Origin of the sequence: Alicyclobacillus tolerans (assembly GCF_048984885.1) — a bacterium.
Taxonomy (GTDB): Bacteria; Bacillota; Bacilli; order Alicyclobacillales; family Alicyclobacillaceae; genus Alicyclobacillus_I; species Alicyclobacillus_I tolerans.
In genome coordinates this window covers 2,902,198-2,928,060 of the sequence record NZ_JBMGNK010000002.1, presented here as the reverse complement: position 1 = coordinate 2,928,060, position 25,863 = coordinate 2,902,198, and the positions used below count along the sequence as shown (strand labels likewise).

Genomic DNA, 25,863 nt, shown 5'->3' with positions numbered 1-25,863 from the left:
TATGGCTGACCATTTAAGGCCATACTCTCATCGATCCTGACTGCTCTGGAGTATGGATGAAGGGAGTGGCCTTGATGCGCTCAGCGTGGCAACGTTTCGCTTTGCTTGCTCTCGGATTCATCTCGGCACTGTCTATGGTGCCATCCTGCCAGGAGCATGGCATGGTGCCTTGGAAGCGTGTGTCTGGACATCCGGGAAGAATTCTCGAATCCTCCAATCAGCCTGTACAACTGCGTCCCTATCCGTATCCCTATCATGCCATGTTAGCCATTGCCAGCGACGCAGATCATCAGACGTTACGCAAATTTAATCAAATTCACCAGTTTCTCAACACGTATGATATGACGCCATACGGACGGGGACTTGGTTTGGATATTGCCGATTCTTTTTTTATTTATAACGGAAGCAACATTCAACGAAATATTGATGTAGGCGGTGTTCCGTTACATCAACAGCTTGCCTATTTTTACGGCTTGAGTCTCAAACCTTATGCAGCTAGCGCAATTCGCCATTATCTATCCTGTGGATGGATAGACAGTTTGCATAGTTATGGCGATTTCAGTACCGTAACAGAAAAAGGTACACGTTTTCATCGATTGCTTGCAGTAAAGGCTGTTCAACGTATGCTCTCGGATGGTGTCCAGGTTCCCGTATGGATCGATCACGGTAATATGGCTAATGTTGATAACTTTGGTTCCCGTCATTTGCGCCCGTTTTTTCATTATCAAATGGGAGCGGTACCGCAATCTCCGTACTATCATTTAGATGTAACACGTAAATTGGGTATTCGTTATATGTGGACAGACATCGACAGTACATCCTTTGGATTGAAAAAAGTAATGAAACCGGTACATATGCCGGATGGATCCATTTTGTACGGATTTTCTCGTTATACTCATGAAAAGATTGGCAGTCGAGGAGAAGTTCTTTGGCAGTGGACCGCGGGGGATTTGGATGATGAACTTTCGCTTGTGCATCTGAGAAAATTGGTTCGTGAAGGTAAATCGGTGGTCGTTGCTCAACATTTAGCTGCCAATCAGGAATTTCTCTGTCTTCCAAAAAACGCGGTCCAAGCTTTGCAGACCTTGGCGCACTGGCAGGATGATGGGAAAATATTGGTGGCTCGAACGAGTCGATTACTGACTTATGAACGGGTTCACAGTCAACTCCACTATCATTTGCTTCAACGGGGGCGGTGGCTGGAAATTCATATTGACCCTTTGTACGATCCGGTGTTTGGTAAACATTGGCCAAGTCTGTCTGAATTGAGAGGAATAACGTTTTACACACCCCATCCCATGCACACCATCATCTTTGTGGGCTCGACACGCATCCCTGATGGTCAATTGGTGGTTTCTCCAAGTGACGGACATGCTCCAAGTATAGGTATACGCTGGTTTACACCCCATGTTCAAAATGAGGCCGTTGTGTTGCCGAAGGTATTGTAGGGAGAAGCACATCAGCAGGTTTCAATAGGTTCGTGGCGAAACTTTCATTCAGATGGTTTACTTTTTAGGTTATTACTCGTCATAGAGTGCGCAAGAAAGGTGCGTTTGGTGTGAAAATCATTCTTCTTTCCGGAGGTTCTGGAAAACGGCTTTGGCCCATGTCCAATGAAGCGAGATCGAAACAATTTCTTAAAGTACTGCCAGACAAGGAAACGGGTCAACCTGTGTCTATGTTGCAACGAGTGTGGAAGCAGTTGGAAGACGTGGGTATGCAAAATAACGCCTATGTTTGTGCGTCCAAAGCACAGTGGGAATTGGTGCAAAGTCAACTGGGAGAAATTTCTTTTATTCAAGAACCAGCTCGCAGGGATACATTTCCTGCCATCAGCTTGGCTGCTTTATATCTGTTGGATAGAGAAGGAATTTCACCAGATGAAGTGGTGGCCGTGGTACCAGTTGATCATTTTGTGGAGAATCATTATTTTCAACAAATTGTTCGTTTGGAGCAAGTTCTACAGGAATCGTCAGCCGATATGGTATTAATGGGAGTCGTTCCTGAAGAGCCCACAAGCAAATTTGGCTACATTGTTCCTGGTGAATCCACGGATGGTATAGCGTGGGTGGAACAATTTGTGGAAAAACCTTCATCAGATATTGCACAAAAATTGATGGACCGCGGCGCTTTATGGAATTGCGGAGTGTTTGCATTTCGTCTTTCTTTTTTGCGCCATTGGCTGTCAAGCAGAGGTTATCAAGCCACTTATCAAGGATTGCGAGGACAATTTTTAGAGTTGCCGAAAAGATCGTTCGACTACGAAGTTGTAGAGAAAACGGGAAAAATTGCCGTTTTACCTTATCGAGGAGTATGGAAAGATTTAGGTACATGGGCGAGTTTGTCTGAAGAAATGAGTCAGCCGTTACTTGGTTCGGGTGTGCTAAAAGATTGCCAGGAGACGCATGTGTTAAACGAACTGGGTATTCCCGTGGTAGCGCTGGGTGTGCAGGGAATGATGATTGCGGCCACACCGGATGGCATACTCGTTGCAGATAAAGAGGCTAGCGCCCACTTAAAAGATGTGGTCGAACCTTTTCAAGGAAGACCTATGTATGAAGAACGGCGCTGGGGAAGTTATCGAGTGCTTGATTATCAAAAACTTGAAGAGGGAGAAGTATTGACCAAGTGGATTGAAATTTCCCCTGGTTGCAACCTTTCCTACCAAAAACATTTCCATCGCACGGAGACTTGGACGATATTAGAAGGACACGGAGAAGTAGCTTTGGACAATCGTATTTTCCCCATTGGTGCAGGTGATGTGGTTCGAGTATATGCTGAACAGTGGCACGCCATTCGTGCGTTGGATAGACTGAAACTCGTCGAAGTACAGCGTGGAAGTGAATTGATAGAAGAAGATATTTTGCGCCGCTATATGGAATGGCGCGAAATAGTCGAGGCATGTTCTTTAGGACGAGAGAGCTCCATAGCCGTCTCCACTTCGGTGTTGTAATCTTTACACATTCCTCATCATAAGTTTACAAATATTTACGAGAAATTTATTTATCATTTATATTCATTTGTTAGTCTACACGCGCAAGCCTTTAGAGGGTTTGCGCGTGTTTTGTTCATAAGCATGTCTACAGAAGGAGTGGAGATTGATTGAACATGAGATATGGCAAATTGTTGGGTATTTTCGGTTCATTATTAGGTTTGGGCTTTTTGGTATCAGGATGTCAAACTGCTGCATCCACGACAAATGCAAATGCCAGTCAAAAACAGAACCACACTACATCAGTAAGCTCAACTGGTCATCAGCAATTGGTGCTCTATTCAGCGCAAGGCTATGATTCAGCCATGGCTCAAGCGTTTGAAAAAGCAACAGGAATTCAAGTGAAACTAGACGATAATTCAACAGGTACGATTGTCGCCAAATTGGAAGCTGAAAAAAGCAATCCTCATTGGGACGTTGCCTGGTTTGATGGAGCAGCTACCATGCAGGCGCTTGCCAATCAAGGGATGCTTCTGGAGGGCTGGAAGCCTAGCGATTATGACAACTATACAAGTCTGGGCAAATCATTGGTTCCCTCTAGTGACGCCTATTTTCCAGGTGGTGTAACAGCAGCTGCAGCTATTGCTGTCAATACCAAACTTGTTCCTCCGTCTGAATATCCTACCGATTGGAGCAGTTTGCTTAAACCCTATTGGAAGAATGAGATTGCTATGAACGATCCGGCTATTTCAGGACCTACCTTTCCTTTTGTAGCGGGGATTTTACAGTTGATGGGCAAACAGCAGGGGGAAGCTTTTTTCACTCGTCTAAAGGCAAATGGGTTAAAAATATTTCCAACCAATGGTGTCACATTGCAGGCTTTAGAAAAAGGTCAGGTCAAGGCTATTATGATTCAGGATTCTGCATTAGTAGCTGCAAAAGAGAAGGGCGCACCTATTCAAATCATTTATCCTTCATCTGGCGTATTCACGTTACCGGATGTTTTGGGCATCGATAAAAACGCTCCAGATATGGCTGCAGCCAAAAAATTCGTTGAATTTGTTCTATCTCATCAAGGGCAACAGGTAATGTTGAATCCGCAAAATGGTGGAGGAGATTCATATTTTAATCCTATTATTCAAGGAGAATCTCCCAATCCAGCGCGACAACAAAATGGTATTCACTGGGTAAGGGTCAATCCTGTACAAGCTGCCAATCAGGAAAATCAAATTCAGGAATGGTTCCATGACAGCATTACGGAATAAGCAGAAGTGGAGGCCATTTTTCAGCGGGCTGGGTTCTTTGCCCGGTTTGCTGATTTTTTTTCTTCTCATTCTCTATCCGCTGGCAGCGTTGTTGCTTCAAGTAGGATTTCCTAATGTTTTTAATACACCTATGTCTTGGAAACCATCATGGCAGCCCTTGCAACAACTTTTTGCTAATCCTCTGAATGGGCAAGCCATAGTCAATTCTCTTGTTTTAGGAGCTGGTTCTGCCATCTTGGCAACTTTTTTGGCGACGTTGGTTGCTTTTGCAAGAGTTCGTGGTGGAAAGAAAATGGGCAAAATTTTAGACACTTCCGTATGGATTGTCTTTTTTGCTCCTTCCTATGTCATCGCCCAGGGCTGGGTGAGTTTGATGCAAGAAGGAGGTATTCTTAGTGAATGGTTGAATTTGCCAAACGGATTGACACAATGGTTTTTTTCAAAAGAAGGACTCGTTGTGGTCATGGCCTTGCGGTATATTCCTTTTATTTATTTTGCTCTTGTGCCGTCCATTCAAAATATTGGCTTAGAGTATGAACAAGCAGGCCGATTATTAGGCGCTAATGCAGGGTATCGTTTGCGACGCATTACATTGCCTTTGCTTTTACCAGCTCTTTTAGCGGGTGCGTCGTTGGCGTTTGCTGAAGGATTCGGAGATTTTGGTATGGCTGCAGCCATCACTCCGCAGATGCACATTCCGCTTATTACGTATCAAATATACGCTTCTCTAGACCAGACGCCTGTAAATTATCCTTCAGCTGCCAGTTTGTCGCTGATTTTAATCGTCATCATGGGCTTAGCTTTTTATCTGCAATTTCATTTTTTGAAAACACGTTCTTTTGCCACCATCAGTACACACAGTAAAGAACAAACCGAAATACGCAACCATCATCGTGGTTTCAGTCTTGTGGCTTTTTTTATACTTTTTCTAGCGTTTTTTTTACCCATCGGATCGACCATCATTCAATCACTTTTGAAAAATTATGTGACTCATCTTGATGCCCATAGTTGGACGCTAGTCCACTATAAGAGTCTATTCAAACCAGGAGGCAGTGGTCTTCAAGCGCTTTTACGCACGTTGGTCTACGCGTTGACAAATGCATTTTTAACGATGATTTTAGGGCTTTTTTTGGCCTATCAGATGATGTTTCGTCGCTCTAAAATCAATCAATTTATCAATTTGTTAATGATAGCTACCATTGCAGTTCCGGGTATTGTTTTAGCAGCCGGTTTCATCTTTGCTTACAATGCAACATGGCTTATTCCACTTCATTTCGTCATTTACGGCACGCCGATATGTCTGGGTATGGCTTATTTAGCAGGCTCATTGCCGTACGCTGTACGTTTGCAGATAGGGAGCATGCAGCAAGTGTCTGGGAATCTTGCGACTGCCGCATTTAGTTTAGGTGCTTCCAACTTGCGAGTGATTGCACAAATTGTCATGCCATTGGTGCGAACGACGACGGTCTCAACATTTTTTATGACCATGACCGGCACAATGTTTGAGCTTCCTGCCTCATCTTTGCTTTATCCACCAGGTTCGCCACCTTTTCCAGAGACGATTCAACAGAAATTCAATGCTTTTGAATTTGCGCGGGGGTCAGCAATGTCCATTCTTGGACTCATCATTGTACTCCTTCTGTATATGCTGGGAAGATGGGTAGAGTCTATGCTTTTACGTTCTTCCAACTCTGTTGGAGTCGAGTAGAAACTTTGTTGAACGGTACGTTAGACATGCGAAAGGAGAATATGCCCTATGCTGATTGAGTTTCGGGGAGTGAGTAAAAGCTATGGAGACAAAGAAGTTTTACAAAACATTACCTTGAATATTCCTTCTGGGGCTTTTTTAGCTCTATTAGGTCCATCAGGGTGTGGAAAAACCACATTGCTGTCGATTTTAGCAGGGTTTCAAGACATTCAAGCAGGTGAATTAAGAGTTGCTGGAGAGGTTTGGGCTAGACCCGGTTATATTGTACCACCAGAAGTGCGCAATGTGGGTATGGTGTTTCAGGATTTTGCACTCTGGCCACATATGTCGGTATTTGAAAACGTTGCGTTTGGACTTAAGGTGAAAAGATTGCCTCGCCAACAGATTGTCGATCGTGTGGAGGAAGTCCTTTCTCTGGTTCGCATGCAGGAATATCGACATGCTATGGTTCATCAACTCTCAGGAGGACAAAAGCAGAGAATTGCTATAGCCAGAGCCCTGGCTCCAAATCCACAGATTCTTTTGATGGATGAACCTCTTTCTTCCTTAGATACTAAATTGCGTGAACAAATGCGCTGGGAAATACTAGAATTTTCATCTGCAGCTAAGACGACAACCATTTACGTGACACACGATCAAATTGAAGCCTTGTCCATGGCTAGCCATATCGTACTGTTGAATGCGGGAAAAGTGGAACAGACAGGTTCTCCTCAAGGGCTGTATACTCAGCCCGGTACGGCTTTTGCGGCGCATTTTATGGGAGCTGCCAATGTTTTACCCGTACAAGTTGTACGTTCAGATCATTCATCGATTATGGTAGACTGGAAAGGATATCAGATGTTGCTTGATGGCAAAAAAGTTGTCCAGCGTATGCCGTACTTGCTTCTCCTCCGTCCTCATCACTTACATCTCCATACTTATGATGGAACTGTGGAATGGAAGGACAGATTTCATCCGTCCCTCTCTTCTGGCGATCATATTTTTAGCTGGACAGGTGTCATTGTGCAAAGAGCTTATCATGGAGCACAGTGGCTTTATAAAGTGGAAATCTTGTTGCCTCATGGAAAAGAAATTTTAGAGGTTTGGCAGTCAGAAGCGTACCCCATAAAGAGTAGGGTATGGGTATGGACGGAAAAGAAATCTTGTACCTTAGTTGCAGGAGGTGAGAGTGAGCAGTCACGATACCAAAAAAAATTGGGGTGATCTATTCATGAACGGGTTTGCTGTTCTCTCTAGCTTTTTAGGTACAGGTGTGGAATTCATTGAAGCGTTGACCATTGTTCTCGCCGTAGCGGCCATTCGCGGGTGGAAAAATGCGCTGCTTGGCGCCTTCTCTGCTGTCTTGGTTTTAGCGATTTTGGTTACGCTGATAGGTGCGCCTTTAGCTAAGGTGATTGATTTATTTTGGGTGCAGTTGATGGTTGGTTTGTTTATGCTGCTGTTTGGTATACGTTGGTTACGCAAGGCAATTCTTCGTTATGCGGGACTGAAAGCATTGCATAATGAAGCCGAAAGCTATGAAGAAGAAGTACAGCGTCAGAAGGCGGCTGGAGAAGTAAAGCCTGGTATAGATCGATTTGCCTTTGCCACAACGTTTAGCGGAACATTTTTAGAGGGTCTTGAGGCTATTTTTATTGTCATCACATTCGGATTGGCCTCGCATTCGATTTCATCCGCTGTGCTTGGCGCTCTTATAGCCACGGTTGTTGTCATCTTACTCGGTATCATTGCAAAGCAGCCCTTATCTAAAATTCCTGAAAACACAATGAAATTTATTGTCGGCATTATGCTCACCTCTTTCGGAACCTACTGGTTAGGAGAAAGTTTTCATGTCCGGTGGCCTAATCAGGATTTGTCTATTATTTATTTAATTGTAACTTTGCTCCTGCTCTCATATATATTGGTCACTCGTTGTAAGCGAGCTCTACGTTCTTCGCATGGAGAGGATTCATCGCAAACTCCTGGGGAGGTCAGCCAATCATGAGTGTTTTGAAAACCCTATGGGGACTTCTAGTAGATGATGGGCGCCTTGCTTCTATTTTAGTTGTTGGCATCCTGCTAGCTGCAATTTCTGCTGTTTTGCATCATCACACTATAGCGGCAGGTATTTTATGGCTATCTTTGATGGTTTCTTTGTGGGTTTCAGTCTCTCATCAGTTGCGTTTAAAGACGAAAAAGTAACATTTTTTAAACTTACTTTTGATGATGCATATGTAATCTGACTTTGGCAAGATGAAACAGGGGTTGTCCGCAAATCAGTCCATAACTGAGGGACAGCCCCTTTTGTTTTCGATTTTGCGTCACAATAAACCTGGTATACAAAACTTCCCTTAACTCTCATATCCGGCGTGCTTGGCGTTTAAATTCAGGTCAGGTATGACGAACACTGGTTGTCCCAAAAGATTGCAAAACTCGGTCTTCAGCAATCGACCATTCCATGGGACAATCGTGACTTACACTAACGACAACGCCGTGGTTTTGCAAGTTGTAAGTGGCTGTGTTGCTCTTGAATTGATTGTGATCGACCTCTGAAACTGCATTCTCTACAGCTAAATTGTACTGAGGGACTAAACTGGCAAGTACATGTTGTGGGAATCTACTGGCCGCATCGTAACCTGTGTTCATAATTTGTAGAGATGAAGTTTCGGCTGCTTGTAAGAGTGGTCCTGTTTCCACGTTGCCTGCGCCATATATCAAAAACGCTCCCTTTTCCGTAGCGTTGTGGATGGCAGATTGGATAGACATGGATGCAAACGGAGTCGGGAGACGCATGAGCATAGGCTTTTGTCCTGGATATGCTTGTGAAAATCCCTTGGCAAACGCATGAGCATTCGCTAATTCTTGTGCACTTTGTGAATTATAGAGAACTGCTACTTTCTGGGGCTTATTCATATTCTTTGACTTGTCTGCTAAACCTGCCAGATATCCCATGGCGTATGCTGCCTGTTGAGTGTCAAAAACAGCACCAGCAACATTCGCTTGACCTGTCGTTGCTTGACCCAGCAACAGAAAATGCGTAAGTGGATATTTCTTGGCAGCTGCTCGAACAGCAGATTCTCGAACTCCACTGGAAGCTACGATGAATTGAACATGCTGCTCGCCCAACTGTTCGAGATTGCTCATTTCATCCGCAACTGTATGAGATTGTACGACGCCTGGTTGAGTGTCTGCCATCTCATGCGACTTAACTAGTCCATTCCAGGCACCATCGTTTGCACCGAGATCGTTCATACCTTGTCTATTGGTGACCAACACGGTTTCAAAAGGGAGCGCTCTTGCCCCTGTTGCTTTCACTTCTGTATTCGTGCCGTTGCGCTGGTGTTGTCTGGGCACGCTGCAACCGCTAACAGCCAATAGTGTAACAGCGGTTACCGCAAAGTAACGTATCCAATGTTGATTCATCGTACATCCCTCCGCTGTGCCTAATGTGCTTCTTTGCGGCAAGGTTTATGCAGTTGTTGGCAGAGTATTTGTTTGATATAGCTTTACATTTAATGGATGTTTGATATTTTTTATAGACCTTGCTAGGGTAGAAAATGAACCGGGAAGGATTTTGCTAAACCATCCATTTGGAACCCGAACAAAGAGGAGGCAATGGCCGTGCAAACAACGATTTTGATACTGCTGATTGCGGTTATCTTTATTCTCGTAGTTTTGCCGATTGGAGTATTGGGTTATCTCTATGTGCTCTCCAGAAAACCTCAGCATTCTGTGATACGTGCGCATCCCTATCTCGGATGGATGCGATATTTTTTGGAGAAACTCGGTCCAGAGTTTCGTCAGTATTGGTTTGACAATGATACGGAAGGACGACCTTTTTCCCGGGCTGATTTTTTAGCAGTTGTCTTTGCGGGGAAATATCGTACGGATTTAATCAGTTTTGGTGGGAAACGTGATTTTGAAAAGCCAGGTCTTTATTTGGCTAATGATGTTTTTCCAAAACTGACCAGCGAGTTGCGTGCTGCGAATGATGAAGCCATTCCAGCTAAAAAATACACCATTGTTCATGAAGGGTTATTCACGCGTCATGAAAAGATTGTGAATGATTCGGCCAAACGTTGGTTGTATTCAGAAGAGGACGCTGTGGTGGTGGGTGAATCGCGGCCACATCCCTGGAAGTTACGAGGTATGTTTGGAGTCTCTGCTACCTCTTATGGTTCCGTCGGAGAGCACTATATTCTTTCTACAGGACGTGGAGCGGCTATGGCTGGCGGTGCGTGGCTGAACACGGGTGAGGGAGGTGTAGCACCAGAGCATTTATCCACAGGCGTAGATGTGATAGCCCAAATTGGGCCTGGTTTGTTTGGTTTTCGGGACGATCACGGTCAGTTTTCTTTCGAGGAATTTGCTGCCCATGCGGCTCAACCCAACATTGTGGCTTTTGAGTTGAAATTTCATCAAGGTGCCAAAATCCGCGGCGGCCATCTGGAAGGTTCTAAAGTCAACGAGAAAATTGCCCATATACGAAAAGTTCCTGTGGGACAGACGGTCAACTCTCCGAATCGGTTTCCGTTCCTTCATAACGAAGAAGAAGCGTTGGAGTTTGTGAAAAAGTTGCAGGAAAAAGGCGGAAAACCTGTGGGTTTGAAAATTGTTGTGGGTAACGTGGAACGTTTGCAAAAACTGTTTATAGCTATGAAGAAGTTGAATATCTGTCCGGATTTCCTAACTGTGGATGGCAGCGAAGGAGGTTCCGGCGCGACATTCAAAGCTATGGCCGATGGCATGGGATTGCCGCTTTTCTCAGCCCTGGTCGAGGTCGATAATGCGGCACGCCGTTATGGACTCCGTGATCGCATTAAAATTTTTGCATCTGGCAAGTTGATTACCCCTGACAAAGTTGCGATTGCCCTTGCGCTTGGTGCGGATGCTGTCAACTCTGCCCGCGGATTTATGATTGCCAACGGATGTATTATGGCCATGCAGTGCCATACAGGAAAATGTCCTACGGGTATTACCACGACAGATCCCAAATACATGTCAGCGCTTGTACCGGAAGAGAAACAATATCGCGTTATGAATTACATTCTTCATGTGCGTGAAAGTGTTTTTGCTTTGGCGGCGGCCTGTGGGTTAGCCAGTCCGCGTGAATTTTCACGTGAACATGTGGTCTTTAAAGATACAGAGGGTCGAATTGTGAGTGCACTCGATCTCTTCCCCTATCCAAAACCGTTGGTGGGTGCAGAAGATACAGCGGTTTATCAATCATCTGCACAGTAAATAGATGGGCGGTAAAGTCAGATAAGAAGAGAGGCGATGTTTATGAAAGAGAAAATTATAGAATCGTTGCAGGGTATGCCAGAAGAAGAGTTACAGGCTATCTATCGCTTGATTGAGGCAAAAAAAGCGACTTATCACCGCCCATTGGCGTTTGTACAAGAGATGATGAAATTTGAAAATTGTGGACTGCATGATGGAGCCTATATTTACGAAATGACTGTTCAAGAAGAAATGCTCAATCGTTATGGCATTCTCCATGGTGGATTGATGACAGCTTTTATTGACACCGCTATGGCAGAAACAGCGTTTGCGGTCGATCATTCTGTAGGCAGGGCATTAACACTCAATTTGTCAGTCGATTTTATAGCCCCAGGACGTCTTTCAGATGTTTTGCAAGCACGCATCATGCCGATTCAAAACAGCCGTGCCATCCTTGTTTTTCGTGGCGAGGTTTTGAATCATGAGCAAAAACTCTTGGCAACCGCCTTGGCTCATTTTTACAAACAGCCAAGACGTACCGATGAACATGCATGAAAGAGAGGTTACAAAATTGACAAACACAACTGATACGGTACTCATCACTGGTGGCGCTACAGGTATTGGATTGGCTTTAGCTGAACGCTTTTTAGCACAGGGTTGTCAGGTGATTGTGGTTGGTCGACGTGCCGAGAAATTAGCAGAGGCTCAAGACAAGCATCCGCGTCTGATTACACGTGTTGCTGATGTTGCAGATGAAGAAAGTCGCGTGGAACTTTACCATTGGGTTGTGGAAAATTACCCAGAGTGCAATTTGCTGGTGAATAACGCAGGCATTCAAAAGCGGATCAATCTGACAAAAATCTCTGACCGTTCCTGGTCAGAATTGCGAGAGGAAATTGCTATCAATTTAGAGGCGGCAATCCATTTGACGCTTCTATTTTTACCGCATTTGCGCAGTAAGGAGCGTGCGACCATCATTCAAGTTACATCGGGTCTCTCCTTGATTCCCGCACCCTTTGCGCCTATATACAGTGCTACCAAAGCAGCGCTGCGCTCTTTCACCCTCTCTTTACGCGAACAATTGGCGGATACCCAAGTGCGTGTGGTAGAAATTTTGCCACCTGCTGTCAATACCGATTTAGGTGGTGTTGGTTTGCATACGTTTGGTGAACCGTTGGATGCTTTTGCTGATGGAGTATTTGCGGATTATCTGCGTGGTGAAACTGAAATTGGCTACGGCGATGCCAAACAACGATTAGCCATGATGCCAAGTGAAATGCATCAGAGAATAGCAGGTATGTGGCGCGGTTTTCTCCAAAATAATCCGGATTTTTAACCTGTTGCGGTTGATGGAAGAGTATAAATGACCTATGGTTCGGCCTATACTGTCTATGAAAACTTTGTCATAGGGAGACAGCTGATGATGGCCGAAATTGTCAAGGGTGAACAGAATCATCTGGAGTCCGATCTCGATGATTGGCGCCGCCGCCGCCGCTATGCGTGGTTTTTTATAGCTGTGGGTGCTCTATTGTTTCTCATCGGTCCAATGGCTACGAGACCTATGTATTCGTTGCTAGGTATGTTGACGATTGCTGTAGCTGCTATGGTATTGAAGCGAGTACGAACAGAAATGAATGTACTTGGAGCAGGTCTGGCAGGGGAAGAGGCAGCCATTCTCGCTTTTAGCGAATTACCCAGTGGATACACGGTATATTCTGATCTGGTTGTAGAATGGGACGGGAAATCGAGCCAGATTGATCACGTGATTGTTGCTCCTCATGGTGTGTTTGTTGTAGAAACCAAAAATATTGTAGGAACGATAGTCGGTCAAACGGAAGAATCGGATTGGATTCAATATAAAACAACTGCAAGCGGTCACACGTATGAAAAACGTGTATACTCTCCTCTCAAACAGGTGGGAACGCATGTCTACCGATTGGCAGAGCGGCTGAAAGAAGAAGGTGTGCGTGTTTGGGTGCAAGGCATTGTCTATTTTTCAAATCCAGATGTTCATTTGGATGTGGATGGCGATAGCCGAATGCCGATGTTTTTAGTGAGCCAGGGAGGGGCAGAAAAACTTTTGGATTACGTGGAAAATTACGAAGGCAAAGAACTCTCCAAAGACGAACGAAGACGTATTGATCGGGTACTCCGAGAAAGTATGTTTGACCCCGATTAATCTTTTCCTGGATCCAACAAAAGTTTTCCAATAGAAAGGGTATTTCCTCCCAACGCTTGGTACATCCTGTTGCTACAGGATGTATTTTGTATCCCTAAAAAAGGGAGGAGAATTGCCATGAATCGTTTGAGATGGCGAAAAACCAGGCGTGGCCATCACTATCGTCGCAAAATAGGGAAGCGTACAAGGGTTGCTGTTGCAGGGTTGCTATCGCTTGTTGTGATAGGTGGCTGCGTGCGTTTGGTACAGGCGGTAGAAGGGGGAAATCTATATTCAGCCAGTCAGGGAGCGGAACTTAGTCGAATTCGGGAGGCGGCGAATCATAGCCATTTGGCCAATGTTTTGCTGCCCAACGGCAAAATTGGATTGGGCGATTTTCAATCTGTTTCAGCTGACGGGGGAGGTATATTGACCCTCAATTATGCGGATTACGTAGTCTATGAGTCAAATCATTCTCTTGTTCTTGACTCACCGGATATGGTAGAACATTTGGGCCCAATGGAAACGGCGCAAACGGTTGACTGGGAAACTTTCCAAACGCCTAATCAACCGACGCGCCACGCTCTTTTTATACAATATCAAAATGGACAAAATATATTGGTGATTGTAAGGAATCCATCAGAAAATTGGGGTTTAGAGGATATCCAATCCTTTGTCCAAAACTTGACGCCTCTGACCTGATGTGCTGTTTTTGACATGCAGTTGCAGATTGTCAATGAGGCGTGCCTTGCCGAGATAAACTGCAACGGCCAACATGATATCGCCTTCGATTTGCGCGGCAGGTTGTAAATCAGAGAGTCGCACCACTTCCACATAGTCAATTCGCAATTCTGGCTGGTCTTGCAAATGACTGTAGATGATTTGCCGAACACGATTTGGATCGGTCTCTCCTGCTTCAATAGCCGCTTTACCTTTCAATAATGCCTGATAAATTTGCGGCGCAGTTTGTCGTTGATGTTCATTCAGATAAACATTGCGTGAACTTTTAGCCAGTCCATCTTCTTCACGAACGGTAGGCACACCAATAATTTGGACAGGAAAGTTGAGATCTTCCACCATACGTTTGACTATGGCGAGTTGTTGTCCATCTTTCATACCAAAGAAGGCAAATTCTGGCTGGACTATATGGAGCAATTTAGCAACAACCGTAGCTACGCCCTGAAAATGTGTGGGTCGCGATTTTCCGCAAAGTTGGCTCGCCAGTTCGGGAAGTTCAATTCTTGTCAACGAAGGAGTTGGATACATCTCCTTTTCATCTGGACGAAAGAGAAGTTGACATCCCACTTTTTTTAGCAATGCTTCGTCTCGTTCAGCGTCTCTTGGATACGTGGATAAATCCTCACCAGGCGCAAACTGAGTAGGATTTACAAAAATACTGACCACTACAAAATCACAATGTTTTCCTGCAACTTCCACAAGTCGAGCATGTCCCTCATGCAAGTAGCCCATGGTTGGAACAAAGCCAATTTTTTTGCCGGCTGCTTTGGCTTCTGCCAATCTTTCCCGAGTTTCCTGAATCGTGCATGTTATTCTCATGGGCGCATCTCTCCTTGCCTATCATGAGTTGCGGCGTGTTGCTGCAATTTCGTCAGCATACTCTTTTCATCCGAACGAAGATGTATAGATTGTTGTGGTCCAGGGAATTCTCCGTTTTGCACTTCCTCAACATATTTCATCCCCGCCTCTTTGAGGATGTCGGCCAGATGAGCATAGGCCTTATTGTGTTTGGGAATGTAACCGGAAGTATAGCCTGCCATATCGTGAAAGACGAGCACTTGACCGTCACAATGAGGGCCTGCACCAATGCCGATGGTTGGTATGGATAATGCTTCTGTCACCACTTGAGCCACTTCTGCGGGCACGACTTCCAGGACTATGGCAAAAGCTCCTGCATCCTGCAGTGCCAAAGCGTCTTCTAGAAGTCGAATGGCAGCTTCTTCTGTCCGTCCTTGCACATGGAACCCACCAAGAGCATGTACCGACTGCGGTGTTAAGCCAATATGACCCATCACAGGTATACCTGCTCCTACCAAGCGTTCCACAGTCGTTGACAATTCACGGCCACCTTCAATTTTGACGCCTTGTGCACCGCCTTCTTGCATGATTCTCCCAGCTGCACGCAATGCATCCTCTGTCGATACGTTATGTGTCAAAAAGGGCATATCAGCCACAACCATGGCTCTTTCGACGGCGCGGGAAACCATTTGCGTATGGTAGACCATGTGATCCAAAGTTACAGGTAAGGTTGTTGAATGGCCTTGCACAACCATGCCGAGTGAGTCACCGATTAACAAAATATGTAATCCTGATTGATCCATGATTCGCGCAGTTGGATAATCATAAGCAGTAAGCATAGCAATCTTTTCTTTCTTCTGTTTCATCTGTAAAAGATTGCGTATCGTGATTTGGGTCATTTTTGTTCTACCTCCACTCCTTATTTTTCTCCATCACGATTTCTTTTCTTTCTATCATGAGACAGTTCATCAACAAAGATGCGTTGTAATTGAATTTTTCGGACATTCGTTGAATGGTCGGCGTCGGCCATCTCAGCCATCCATAAGCTCAACTGAGCATAGCAGGATTGCAGAATCGGAAAAGCCTGCAGAGCATTGTAATGTTTTTCGATGGTTGCAAAATCTTTGCGTACCACTGGTCCAGTCAGCGCGTCATGTGTACCCAATTTTGCGACAGATTCTAGAGTCTGTCGCATGATGGGCAGGAATGGTGCAATACCATACTGGGTTGGCTGAATGGTTGCCACCGCATCAGCAAGCGCAACCAGCGCATTGGAGGCTAAAACGGCTGCTGCGTGATAACGCACTTTATCTGATTCTGCAAGATGGATGGTGTGTCCTTCAGCTTTACCCACTAAGATTTGTGCCCATTCACAGGCCAATGATTCTCCTTCAAGAGCAAAATACATCCCTCGTACCCATTGATCTGGAAGTTGCCAAGTTAAGGCTGCCAATGGATGGACGCTGGCTACAGAAATAGAGAATCTTTTAAGTGGGTTTAACTGTTGAGAAGACAGTGCTCCGGAAAGTTGCCAGGCCACTTGGGGAAATTTTGAAATCTTTTCTATTTCATGCGCAAAACGTTCAGCAGTGGGCGCTATTTCAGTGTCCGGCGTACAAAAAATGACGCCGTCAATAGCAGCATCTTGTAAACGATAAGGCAAATGGTCCCAAGATAGTTGCTCAATTTTTGGAAATCGTTCTGCATAACGTATCGCGCTTTGACTTTTTTCGCTTGATATGACCACCATCACTACAGATTCACCAATCTGTAGAAACCAGCGCGTCACAGCAGCGGCAGCTTGTCCTGAACCTAACAAAAGCCATCTCATGCTGCCCGACTCCTTTGTCTTAATCGTTTACAATGACAGTTTATCAAATAATCAGTATCTAGACGTCTATCCATGACAATTCAGAACAAGAGTGCATTTATTACAACGTGCGTTGCACCAAATCTTTAAGGAGGGAATTCCATATGTACGGAGTATTTGGTGGGTACACACGTTGGGCTGTGGTGTTCCTGATCATCTTTGTTCTCTTCTTCTTGTTGGTTCCAACCTACACCACAACTTGCAACACCACACCTGTTCTTCCTTGAGTAAATTTAACTCAAATCCATTCGGCAGACATTCCAATGGTGAAGCATTCTCCATTGGAATGCTTTATTTTTGACCAAAGAAATGGCAGTGCGAACAACCGATGTCTGGGATCCATTTTATATTACTAAAGACATCGGGTTGTTCGCACTTCAGTTTGTCTGGGCGAAAACTTGTCAAAAACTAAAAGGAAATCCGCCAAACCCGCCATTCATGGGTCGATTAGGTGGATTTTGACCATTGAAAAACGGGAAGCCCCCCATTCCCATAGACTTTTGCCAGGCAAAGGGAGACCAGATTCCACCAAACCCTCCATCTTGCCAGCCAGAGTTGGGAGTAGACGGTTGATTGGAGGCAGGATTCTGCCCATTTCCCCATCCTCCCATACCGCCGAAATTCATCCATCCACGATTGCCGCTCCATCGGCGTAGTCCTCCACTAAAAAGAGGCAGCAGCATCAGAGGAAGGAAACAGGGTTCAGCATCTACAGAGATAGATGAAGAAGCAGGTTTTACTGGTTTACTGGTTATTCTTCTCTCAGATTTTGTATGATGAGATTTATGTTTTATCGATTGATGATGTTTCATAAGCCACACCTCCATGCTCCTTATCTTCTACTTTATGATCTCTTGACACGGCGCATGGCGGAATACTTCCGCATTGCGTGGATGGGTCAGGCATTGAAATATCGCTTGAGAATAGCATGTTTTCTTCTCTATACTAGATAAGGGATGTTGCAAGTGTGTTGATGCTTATAGGAGGTTGATGGGCAGTGTCTGAAGAAATAGTCATTAAGGTTAATGATAATGGTTCATTGCGGGTCAAAGGTCCGGTTATCTTGGAAGATGCTGAGGGTAATCGGTTTACAGTGAAAGAATCGTTCTCACTTTGCCGTTGCGGCCATTCTCAGAACAAGCCCTTCTGCGACGGTAGTCATCGTTCGGCAGGATTCAGCGACTGTGCACGCGCCAAATAGATTTTTCAATGGCTAGCGCGGGTTGATTTCCTGCTATACAGATGAACCGGGCCCAATCCGGGTTAGAAAAATTTAGGCGATGGAGGGAGAAAATGGCGGACGGAGTTTCATTGCGAATTGAATACTGCACGTCCTGCGGCTTTCTGTCCGTCGCCATGCGTGTGGCTGAGGAATTGTTGAATCGTTATCGCAGCGGTATAGCAAAACTCGTATTCGTACCTCATTTTGGCGATGGATCTTTTGACGTTTATTTAGACGATGAATGCATTTTCTCAAAGCATGAACAGGGGCGTTTCCCGGAACGCATGGAAATTTGCAAAATATTGGAACCCTATATACGACTTATTTAGAAGATTGTCAATTTGTATAGCCTAACTATTCAGCGATGGATGGTTATATGCAAAACATTAGCTTTGCATAATCCTCCATCGCTATTGTATTTTGTAACTGTATTTTTACTTTTTCTTTTTTATGACGGGTGTACAATTCGCTTTCTGCAGAAAGGAGCCGTAAGGCGTATGGATAAATATTTAGAAAAAACGCTGAGTGAAAATTGGCGCAGAGAAATGCAGGCAGCCCATCTATATCAAGTTTCTGCTGAAAAGGAGCAAGATGCGCGGCGCAAAAATATTTTGCAAAGACTGGCGGAGGTAGAGTATAAACACGCACAAATGTGGGCGGAAAAAATAGCCGATCTCGGTGGCACGGTAGAAGGGCTCAGTTACCCCAAGGTAGAATTGCCAGCCCATAGTGACGTTACTCAATTGATGGATGCCATTGAACGTGTGGAACAGGGGAATGAAGCTTGGTATGCTTCACAACGCAACGTCATTGATGACGATGATATCCATCGGATTCTCGATATCATTGACGAGGACGAGAAAAACCATCACGGTTTAGACGAACTCTTTAAACCAGCCATTGCTCCGCAGAAAAAGTTAAGTCGTATATGGGACAATGAGCGTTGGCATCGAAATAAAAGTGGCGGCTGGTTAGGTGATGCGATTTACGGAGTCAACGACGGATTAGGGGCTATTTTTGGAATTATTGCAGGTGTGGCAGGTTACACCAATCAAAATACGACCATACTCATTTCCGGATTTTTTGGCGCACTTGCTTCTACGCTATCCATGGGCGCTGGGGCTTGGTTGGCCACCAAATCGGAAAATGAACTGATGGAGTCAGAACTGGCTGCAGAGCGCAGGGAAATTGAAGAAGATCCCGATCATGAACGGGAAGAATTGGCGCTTCTCTATGAATTAAAAGGTTTCGAGCCGGCGGAAGCGGAGCGCATTGCTTCGCAAATTTCGGCGGATAAAGAGCAATTTATCAAAGCCATGGCCCAGGAGGAACTTGGAATTCACGAAACGAGTGAAGGCAATCCGTGGCAATCGGCTATTTTTGGTTCAGCATCGACATTTGTAGGAGCCATTGTGCCGTTGATTCCTTTCTTTTTCATGCAAGGGGTCGCGGCGTTGATTACAGCTGCGGTGGTCTCGATTGTTGCTCATTTTGTCGTGGGCGCTCTGAAAAGTCGTATGACGGTACGTTCTTGGTGGGCGAGTGGTTTGGAAATGACGCTGGTTGGTATTTTAGTGGGTGGTGTCTCCTACGGTCTGGGTGAACTGGGAAGAATCATTTTCTTACCGCATGCCTGAGACGTGAAATCAAGAAGTTTTGTTGACCATTCATGAATTAGAACCATTGCTCTTTGAAGGATTGCTTGATACGATAGGCCCAATCATTTTCCAGTGCAACGCAGAAACGGAGAGGATTGGGCTTTATGGTATGGTGGCGTAACCAAATTCCTCAACTTCATCCTGTCGTGTGGTTTCTTATTGCAGGTACTGGATTTACTCGCTTTGCCCAATTCATGGTCATGCCGTTTCTTGCACTTTACATGTCTCACGAAACGCAGGCTAGTCCAGCGGTAATAGGTCTAGCGGTAGGTTCGGCACCACTGGTAGGAACCTTATTTGGACTCTTTACGGGAATCTTCTCTGACAAAATAGGCAGAAAGCGCTTTATGCTATTCGGCATGTTGCTGGGTACAGTTGCTATGATTGGCTTTGCAAATGCACGCAGTGTTGTTGCGTTTATTGTTTTTAGCAGTGTGAATGGGCTGGTTCGTCCACTTTTTGAACCGTCTGCACAGGCCACCATTGCTGATTTTACACCGGCTGATATGCGGGGGGCAGCTTTTGCGCTTCGCTACTGGGCCATTAATGTTGGTGCAGCCGTGGGCCCGTTGGTGGGCGCTTGGTTAGGCACGGTATCCAGTGGTTGGACTTTTTATATCACAGCTTCTGTAGATGCCTTATACGTTATCTTTCTCTTGGTGAAAGTGCCAGCCAATATTCAAAGTATGGATGTTCAACAGCCTATATCGACAGGGCTGAAAACACCTTCTCCTCTCCAGCTATTAGGAATTCTTGGTCGCGATAGAGCCTTTCTTATTTTTTTATTTGCCGTCCTTACGGAGACATTTGGATATGCTCAAATTAACTCTACGCTTCCGGAAAGCTTGGCTATGCACTATACGGTTTCTGTTTCTGCCCATATCTTCAGCTTGCTTGTTTTCACCAATGCGGTAGAAGTTGTAGTTTGTCAATGGTTTATCCACAAATCTGTGCAACGTTTGTCTGCCTTATCACAAATCGTGATCGGACAAATTCTATTTGCCGCAGGGTATGCTTTGTTTGGAATCCTCCATAGTCTCCCTGGAGAATTTCTGGGTATGGTTGTTCTCACGTTTGGGGAAATTTGTTCGTTCCCTCCCAGATCGCGCTATATTGCCGAGATAGCACCTTTGGGTGCGCGAGCTACTTATTATGGAGCCAGCAGTTTATCCTCGTTCGGTTTTTTTCTTGGTCCTTGGCTCGGTGGAGTGGTTTTGCGGGATTGGGGAGACGCCTGGATGTTTCGCTGTGTTGCCATGCTTGTACTCGCAGGAGTACCTCTGTTCTTATTGAGCCACTACATTCGCAAACTACATGTGAGTGTTGCTGAGAATACCCCCATACAAGGTTGAAAGCAGAAAATGGTGGTTCCACGCGTCGATCTGATTAGAATTCTAGGTTGGCGCATGGAACCTTAGGGCATCAGAAGACTACTTGAATCATTCCTCCAGCGCGTCTGACAACATTGCGAATCATCTGTTCGGGTAATCTGAAGAGGATACCCGATGGATCGGAATGAACCCATTGGACAATACTATCCATATCTTTTTCCTGGATGTTGTAATCCGTCAATGTATCTGGTAGATGAATTTTAGCGCGTAAATTCTGAATGGCTTCCACGATGGCTTGAAGGCCGGCTTGTGGGGTTTCAGACGAAGCGTTGCAGCCTAGAATAGCGGCAAATTTTTGCGCTCGAGTTAAGTAAAAATCGGGTAATTCTTCGAGCACATAAGGCAATAAAACAGCATTCGCCAGTCCGTGCGGAATATTGAATTTTGCTCCTAAGGCGTGTGCCAGGTTATGAACGGGAATAGCATTCAGTGCTGTGCTGAAAGCGGTGATGGCCATGGCGCTGGCAATCAACAGGTTGGAACGAGCTTCCAGGTGTTGTCCGTTTGCTACAGCAAGAGGAAGATTTTCCACTATCATTTGTGCGGACTGAATCGCAAAGGCGTCTGTGATTGGGTCTGCAACTGGCGAGAAATAAGCTTCTAATGCGTGCGTTAGTGCATCCATACCCGTGAATGCCGTTATAAAAGCTGGTAAACCGACTGTCAAATCGGGATCGAGCAAAGCAAAATCGGCTGCTGCGTATGGATGAATGAGATTGGTCTTGACCTGTAGCATTTCATTGAATACGACGGAAATAGGTGAGACTTCTGCCCCAGTACCTGCGGTGGTAGGTAGGGCGATGTGTGGAATCGACATGCGCGTAGCGCGGGGAAAAGTCTCAATGGTGTTGGTAACCAGCGCCATGCGAATATCTGTTAAACCTTTATGCATCATCCACTTCATGGCTTTGACTGTATCGAGTACGCTGCCGCCGCCAAGAGCAATCAGGCAGTCAGCAGCAAGTGATTTGTAAACGCTGACAGCACGATTGATAATGGCACCTTTGGCATCCTGTTCAACTTCATCAAAAACGCCAACAAGTTGAACTGGTTGTGGCAAGCCTTCAAAGAGAGATGTAATCTGCTGGACGACACCTGCCTTTTTCAGGCCTTGATCGGTTACCAGCAAGGCGCGTTTTCCGCCAAGGCCGCGCAATAATTCCGGCAGCAGTGTGCGGCAACCCACACCACTATGAATTATCGTTGGCAGATTGAACTGGAAGTGAGATGTTGTCATTCCCTTTTTCTACTCCTTTCTATGCCTTTTCTATGGGGCTCTCCAAAAGTAAATCCCACGCTACGCGACGTTTTTCTTCTGTGACGAGAGAAGCGTGAACATGTTTTAACTGTGAATATTCATCCAATGCGTATTTCCCCAATTCTCGACCAAATCCGCTCTGCTTGAAACCACCAAAAGGAGCATCGGAGCGCAGCATGTGCCAATCATTAATCCATACGGTGCCTGCACGTAATTGTCGGGCAATGCGGTATGCTTCATTGATATTTTGTGTCCAGACTCCAGCGGCCAGGCCGTAAATGGATTCGTTGGCCTTTTGCACTGCTTCGTCTACGTCTTTATACCGAATAACGGACAGGACTGGGCCAAAAATTTCTTCTTGAGCAATGCGCATCTGGTTGTCTACATCAGCAAAAATGGTCGGTGGAATGAAATATCCACCTTCGCATCCAGGAATCTGTACGGGCTTGCCGCCACAAACCAAACGAGCACCTTCTTGTTGTCCGATCTCGATATAGTTCAGTACGGTTTCCATCTGCTGTTTAGATACGAGTGGGCCCATGCGTGTTTCCATGTCAAACGGATCGCCCATACGAATAGCTTGAGCTTGTTCGGCCAGTTTGGCCAAGACTTGGTCGTACTGCGATTCATGTACAAATAGACGTGTGCCTGATTCGCAAATTTGTCCGCTATGCAAAAAGACGCCAAATAAGCTGCCGGGTATAGCTAATCTCAAATCGGCATCCGGCAAAAGAATGGAGGGAGATTTTCCGCCTAGCTCTAGAGTAACGCGTTTTATAGTGCCTGCTGCTTGACGCATAATGTTACGTCCTACTGTAGTTGATCCGGTAAAAGCTATTTTGTCCACGTCTGGATGCGTGACGAGCGCTTCGCCAACTTGACTGCCAGCGCCAGTGACCACATTCAAAACACCTGCGGGTATTCCGGCGCGAACAGCTAATTCAGCGAGTTTGAGAGTGGATAGAGGTGTATGGGATGCAGGTTTAATAACCATAGAATTACCCATGGCTAGAGCAGGAACGATTTTCCACATAGCTAAAATCATTGGGAAATTCCATGGAGTGATGGCTGCGCAAACGCCTATAGGTTCACGCCAAACTTGACCGTTGGCAGGGCCGGGATAGGGTGGGATGGGCAGGTATTCAACATATGGGTATGATTTCATAAATTCTGCTGTTTGCAAAAGGAGATCGGCGATTTGCAGGATATCCATGTTCCGGACTCTGCGGAGAGTTCCCCCGGAACTGAGTACTTCTAAATAAGCGAGTTCATCAGCATTTTGCATAATTTGTTGGGCAAAGCTGAGGAGCAAAGCCGCTCGGATTTCAATCGATTGTTTGGACCAGATACCGCTTTCAAAAGTGCGTCGGGCAATCGCTACAGCTTTGTCTACATCTTCCTTGTGGCCACTTGCTACTCGTGCTACCGTCTGACCATTACCTGGATAGATAATGTCAAACCATTCACCGGATTCTGCCGCTTGCCATTTTCCGTCCATAAACATTGGGAATTCTTTCACTTGTAGTACGGTTGACAATGGGATGCCTCCCTCCCAAAAATCATTCATACGACCGTTTGTTTGATGGAGGGCACGATTGGGTCGTACGTTTTCTGTTTTTACGAACAGATAAGATCAATATATTCTATTAATTCAGATTTATCTATAAAAAATTCTAAAATACTTTATAGAAAGAGATCTAGCTGTATTTCTGCGTAAAAAAACAGGTGTTACGCAACACCTGTTTTAGAGTTGTGCTCAGTTCACAAATTAAAGCACTGTTAGAATCTCTGGTCCATTTTCTGTGATGGCCAGAGTATGTTCATATTGAATAGAGAGTCCACCATCTGCTGTGCGTGCAGTCCAACCATCTTCGTCAACGCGGCATTCGTATGTTCCTGTATTTACCATCGGTTCGATAGTAAAAGTCATGCCTTTTTTGATGCGTGGTCCTTTATGGGGTGGACCAAAATGTAAGACTTCTGGACTTTCATGCATTTTTCGCCCAATCCCGTGGCCAATAAAATCTCGTACTACTGAAAATCCTTGCGCTTCAACATATTGTTGGATAGCATGGCCGATATCGCTGATATGATGATCGATGACCGCCTCTTCGATACCTATCATGAGTGCACGTTCTGTCACTTCCATTAATTTTTGGGCGGTTTCACTGATGTCTCCAACGGCATAACTCCATGCAGAATCTGCATGCAATCCTTTATATTGAGCAACCATGTCTATGGTGATAATATCGCCGGATTGAAGTCGATATTCACTGGGGAAACCATGGCATACGACATCATTAACAGAGGTACAGGCGGCAAATGGGTAACCTTTATAACCCTTTTGGGCAGGAATCATATGGTGGCGAGTCAGAAAATTTTCTACAAATTGATCGATTTCGAGCGTGCTCACGCCTTCTCGTACAAACTCTTTTAAAGCAGCGTGGCATTCAGCAACGACTTTACCAGCTTCTCGCATAATGCCAATTTCATGTCGGCTTTTCAGAACAATCAAGATACAGCCTCCTGTATAATCATTTTACATACCCTATTTTGGACAAACTGTGCTACATTACCTACAGAAGTATCTGAGGCGAATGTAGGGGGAACGGATATGGCATCACAAGTTTGTCCAGGTTGCAATGCTTCATTTATGCCGCTGCCGCCGTTTGATGTAGCGTGGACATGTCCATCCTGCGGTCAGGTTCTGCCGCCGGAAGAGAGGTACAATCCGCTTCATGATTCAAAATATCGATTGAAATATATCATGGAGCAATATGTGCGTTACTGGCTTCACAATGGTACGCAATGACAGAGGTTTGGGCCCGAACCAAAATTCGGCAAAAACTTTAACCTCTGAAAGTTCATTAAATGCCAATTGGTGTCTGATAGAGCGTTTGAGTAGAAAAGAATACTTCTGCGAGAATGAGTCCTAAGATAAAAATCGCAGTTCTTCGTGGCCAACTGAGACGTCTTCCGTCCGGTCGCAACTCAACAGCCGCAATGAGCAGAATTCCAGTTATGATAGCAAATACTATTTTGATACCATAGTGTAACAACGTATGCATATTCCATCGTCCTTTCAACATGTAGAATGGGATGAATCAGAACCAGCTTATTGAATGTAGTTTTTCCAACCTGCCATTGTTCGAGTAAAATAAAAATTCTACTCTATTCTATCTGCCGTGCGAACTTTTGCCAAACTGGGCGGCAGAATTTCTTTTTCCATTGTGCTTTCATATGATGCGCTGAGCAAAGTAAGCAAATTATAGGATGAAACTCGTATGGAGGAGAAGCATGATTTTAGGACTTGGCACGGACGTTGTAGAAATAGAGCGGATTGCCCGATTGATAAATTCCCAAAAAACGTCATTCAGCAAGCGCATATTGGGACCGGAAGAGCAAAAAACCTTCTGTCTGTTAGAAGGCAGACGTTTACACGAGTTTGTAGCTGGTCGGTTTGCGGCAAAAGAAGCTCTGGCTAAAGCGATTGGATGTGGATTGGCCAAGCTTCATCCTCATCAAGTGGATATTCTTCTTGGCAGTGCGGGTCTTACTGCGCGTTTCTACCATTCGGATGCGTTGTTACCTGTTGGCACTGAGGTGCGTTTAAGTTTGTCGCATGCTGCAGGAGTAGCATTTGCTGTTGCGATTTTATCGAATTGA

At 45.2% G+C, this 25,863-nt stretch carries 28 protein-coding genes; 19 read left to right on the top strand and 9 right to left on the bottom strand.

Features of this window, described 5'->3' with window-relative positions; translation table 11 throughout:
- The first annotated feature begins 74 nt into the window (after nt 1-74).
- The 7 genes from ACOJUR_RS14915 to ACOJUR_RS14885 all read left to right on the top strand — a co-directional run bounded on the left by ACOJUR_RS14915 (nt 75) and on the right by ACOJUR_RS14885 (nt 8,086).
- A complete protein-coding gene (locus ACOJUR_RS14915; protein WP_306953630.1) occupies nt 75-1,448 on the top strand; it encodes a hypothetical protein in 1,374 nt (457 codons plus the stop codon).
- Nucleotides 1,449-1,558: 110 nt separating this feature from the next.
- On the top strand, nt 1,559-2,953 hold the full coding sequence (locus ACOJUR_RS14910; RefSeq protein WP_306953629.1) for a sugar phosphate nucleotidyltransferase: 1,395 nt from the start codon (nt 1,559-1,561) through the stop codon (nt 2,951-2,953).
- Between the two features lie 155 nt (nt 2,954-3,108).
- A complete protein-coding gene (locus tag ACOJUR_RS14905; RefSeq protein ID WP_420950562.1) occupies nt 3,109-4,197 on the top strand; it encodes an ABC transporter substrate-binding protein in 1,089 nt (362 codons plus the stop codon).
- Entirely contained in the window at nt 4,178-5,905 is a 1,728-nt protein-coding gene (locus ACOJUR_RS14900; RefSeq protein ID WP_420950422.1) for an ABC transporter permease, read from the top strand. The genes ACOJUR_RS14905 and ACOJUR_RS14900 overlap by 20 nt, the downstream gene beginning before the upstream one ends.
- 48 nt (nt 5,906-5,953) lie before the next feature.
- Nucleotides 5,954-7,108, top strand: a complete 1,155-nt coding sequence (locus tag ACOJUR_RS14895) for an ABC transporter ATP-binding protein (protein WP_420950421.1) — start codon at nt 5,954-5,956, stop codon at nt 7,106-7,108.
- Between the two features lie 7 nt (nt 7,109-7,115).
- Nucleotides 7,116-7,889 (top strand): COG4280 domain-containing protein, encoded by a 774-nt coding sequence (locus tag ACOJUR_RS14890; RefSeq protein ID WP_072873366.1) that lies wholly within the window; start codon nt 7,116-7,118, stop codon nt 7,887-7,889.
- A complete protein-coding gene (locus ACOJUR_RS14885; protein ID WP_072873321.1) occupies nt 7,886-8,086 on the top strand; it encodes a hypothetical protein in 201 nt (66 codons plus the stop codon). Before ACOJUR_RS14890 ends, ACOJUR_RS14885 begins: the two co-directional genes overlap by 4 nt.
- Before the next feature lie 189 nt (nt 8,087-8,275).
- Here ACOJUR_RS14885 and ACOJUR_RS14880 read toward each other — a convergent pair whose 3' ends face one another.
- Nucleotides 8,276-9,307, bottom strand: coding sequence for a BMP family ABC transporter substrate-binding protein (locus ACOJUR_RS14880; RefSeq protein ID WP_420950420.1), 1,032 nt, complete (start codon nt 9,305-9,307; stop codon nt 8,276-8,278).
- Between the two features lie 192 nt (nt 9,308-9,499).
- On the opposite strand from ACOJUR_RS14880, the gene ACOJUR_RS14875 reads away from it, so the two are divergent.
- The 5 genes from ACOJUR_RS14875 to ACOJUR_RS14855 all read left to right on the top strand — a co-directional run bounded on the left by ACOJUR_RS14875 (nt 9,500) and on the right by ACOJUR_RS14855 (nt 13,964).
- Nucleotides 9,500-11,125 (top strand): glutamate synthase-related protein, encoded by a 1,626-nt coding sequence (locus ACOJUR_RS14875; protein ID WP_420950419.1) that lies wholly within the window; start codon nt 9,500-9,502, stop codon nt 11,123-11,125.
- Nucleotides 11,126-11,167: 42 nt separating this feature from the next.
- A complete protein-coding gene (locus ACOJUR_RS14870) occupies nt 11,168-11,659 on the top strand; it encodes a PaaI family thioesterase (protein ID WP_072873324.1) in 492 nt (163 codons plus the stop codon).
- Nucleotides 11,652-12,440, top strand: a complete 789-nt coding sequence (locus ACOJUR_RS14865; protein WP_072873325.1) for an SDR family oxidoreductase — start codon at nt 11,652-11,654, stop codon at nt 12,438-12,440. Before ACOJUR_RS14870 ends, ACOJUR_RS14865 begins: the two co-directional genes overlap by 8 nt.
- A 27-nt stretch (nt 12,441-12,467) precedes the next feature.
- Entirely contained in the window at nt 12,468-13,283 is an 816-nt protein-coding gene (locus ACOJUR_RS14860; protein WP_203114739.1) for a nuclease-related domain-containing protein, read from the top strand.
- 117 nt (nt 13,284-13,400) lie between these two features.
- Nucleotides 13,401-13,964, top strand: a complete 564-nt coding sequence (locus ACOJUR_RS14855; protein ID WP_072873327.1) for a hypothetical protein — start codon at nt 13,401-13,403, stop codon at nt 13,962-13,964.
- Here the strand turns inward: ACOJUR_RS14855 and panC are convergent.
- Genes panC through ACOJUR_RS14840 form a run of 3 tightly spaced genes read right to left on the bottom strand, consistent with a single transcriptional unit; the run spans nt 13,917 to nt 16,629 of the window.
- Nucleotides 13,917-14,819 carry a pantoate--beta-alanine ligase gene (gene panC, locus ACOJUR_RS14850; RefSeq protein ID WP_072873328.1) on the bottom strand — a complete coding sequence of 301 codons (903 nt, stop codon included), beginning with the start codon at nt 14,817-14,819 and terminating at the stop codon, nt 13,917-13,919. The genes ACOJUR_RS14855 and panC overlap by 48 nt on opposite strands.
- A complete protein-coding gene (panB, locus tag ACOJUR_RS14845; protein WP_203114737.1) occupies nt 14,816-15,697 on the bottom strand; it encodes a 3-methyl-2-oxobutanoate hydroxymethyltransferase in 882 nt (293 codons plus the stop codon). Before panB ends, panC begins: the two co-directional genes overlap by 4 nt.
- A gap of 20 nt (nt 15,698-15,717) precedes the next feature.
- Nucleotides 15,718-16,629 carry a DUF2520 domain-containing protein gene (locus tag ACOJUR_RS14840; RefSeq protein WP_420950418.1) on the bottom strand — a complete coding sequence of 304 codons (912 nt, stop codon included), beginning with the start codon at nt 16,627-16,629 and terminating at the stop codon, nt 15,718-15,720.
- Between the two features lie 143 nt (nt 16,630-16,772).
- Here ACOJUR_RS14840 and ACOJUR_RS14835 point away from each other — a divergent pair, with 143 nt between their 5' ends.
- A complete protein-coding gene (locus tag ACOJUR_RS14835) occupies nt 16,773-16,895 on the top strand; it encodes a hypothetical protein (RefSeq protein ID WP_255567373.1) in 123 nt (40 codons plus the stop codon).
- 174 nt (nt 16,896-17,069) lie between these two features.
- Here ACOJUR_RS14835 and ACOJUR_RS14830 read toward each other — a convergent pair whose 3' ends face one another.
- Nucleotides 17,070-17,480, bottom strand: coding sequence for a hypothetical protein (locus ACOJUR_RS14830; protein ID WP_420950417.1), 411 nt, complete (start codon nt 17,478-17,480; stop codon nt 17,070-17,072).
- Between the two features lie 185 nt (nt 17,481-17,665).
- On the opposite strand from ACOJUR_RS14830, the gene ACOJUR_RS14825 reads away from it, so the two are divergent.
- From ACOJUR_RS14825 to ACOJUR_RS14810, 4 genes are all read left to right on the top strand, one after another.
- Complete coding sequence (locus tag ACOJUR_RS14825) at nt 17,666-17,869, top strand: CDGSH iron-sulfur domain-containing protein (RefSeq protein ID WP_072873331.1); 204 nt, start codon at nt 17,666-17,668, stop codon at nt 17,867-17,869.
- A gap of 92 nt (nt 17,870-17,961) precedes the next feature.
- On the top strand, nt 17,962-18,219 hold the full coding sequence (locus tag ACOJUR_RS14820; protein ID WP_203114734.1) for an Rdx family protein: 258 nt from the start codon (nt 17,962-17,964) through the stop codon (nt 18,217-18,219).
- A 168-nt stretch (nt 18,220-18,387) separates the two neighbouring features.
- Nucleotides 18,388-19,527, top strand: a complete 1,140-nt coding sequence (locus tag ACOJUR_RS14815; RefSeq protein ID WP_072873333.1) for a VIT1/CCC1 transporter family protein — start codon at nt 18,388-18,390, stop codon at nt 19,525-19,527.
- A 125-nt stretch (nt 19,528-19,652) separates the two neighbouring features.
- Nucleotides 19,653-20,900: an MDR family MFS transporter gene (locus ACOJUR_RS14810; RefSeq protein WP_420950416.1), complete on the top strand. Its 1,248-nt coding sequence runs from the start codon at nt 19,653-19,655 to the stop codon at nt 20,898-20,900.
- Between the two features lie 70 nt (nt 20,901-20,970).
- Here the strand turns inward: ACOJUR_RS14810 and ACOJUR_RS14805 are convergent, their stop codons facing one another.
- The 3 genes from ACOJUR_RS14805 to map form a co-directional block, all read right to left on the bottom strand.
- Nucleotides 20,971-22,176, bottom strand: coding sequence for an iron-containing alcohol dehydrogenase (locus ACOJUR_RS14805; protein ID WP_420950415.1), 1,206 nt, complete (start codon nt 22,174-22,176; stop codon nt 20,971-20,973).
- 19 nt (nt 22,177-22,195) lie between these two features.
- The gene (locus ACOJUR_RS14800; protein WP_370541575.1) at nt 22,196-23,701 is read right to left on the bottom strand and encodes an aldehyde dehydrogenase family protein; all 1,506 of its coding nucleotides are present in this window, start codon (nt 23,699-23,701) and stop codon (nt 22,196-22,198) included.
- Nucleotides 23,702-23,965: 264 nt separating this feature from the next.
- Complete coding sequence (gene map / locus ACOJUR_RS14795; protein WP_203114729.1) at nt 23,966-24,712, bottom strand: type I methionyl aminopeptidase; 747 nt, start codon at nt 24,710-24,712, stop codon at nt 23,966-23,968.
- A 99-nt stretch (nt 24,713-24,811) separates the two neighbouring features.
- Between map and ACOJUR_RS14790 the strand changes: the two genes are divergently transcribed.
- Nucleotides 24,812-25,009, top strand: coding sequence for a hypothetical protein (locus tag ACOJUR_RS14790; RefSeq protein ID WP_072873338.1), 198 nt, complete (start codon nt 24,812-24,814; stop codon nt 25,007-25,009).
- Nucleotides 25,010-25,064: 55 nt separating this feature from the next.
- Here ACOJUR_RS14790 and ACOJUR_RS14785 read toward each other — a convergent pair whose 3' ends face one another.
- On the bottom strand, nt 25,065-25,265 hold the full coding sequence (locus tag ACOJUR_RS14785) for a hypothetical protein (RefSeq protein ID WP_072873339.1): 201 nt from the start codon (nt 25,263-25,265) through the stop codon (nt 25,065-25,067).
- A 229-nt stretch (nt 25,266-25,494) separates the two neighbouring features.
- Here ACOJUR_RS14785 and acpS point away from each other — a divergent pair, with 229 nt between their 5' ends.
- On the top strand, nt 25,495-25,863 hold the full coding sequence (gene acpS / locus ACOJUR_RS14780) for a holo-ACP synthase (RefSeq protein WP_072873340.1): 369 nt from the start codon (nt 25,495-25,497) through the stop codon (nt 25,861-25,863).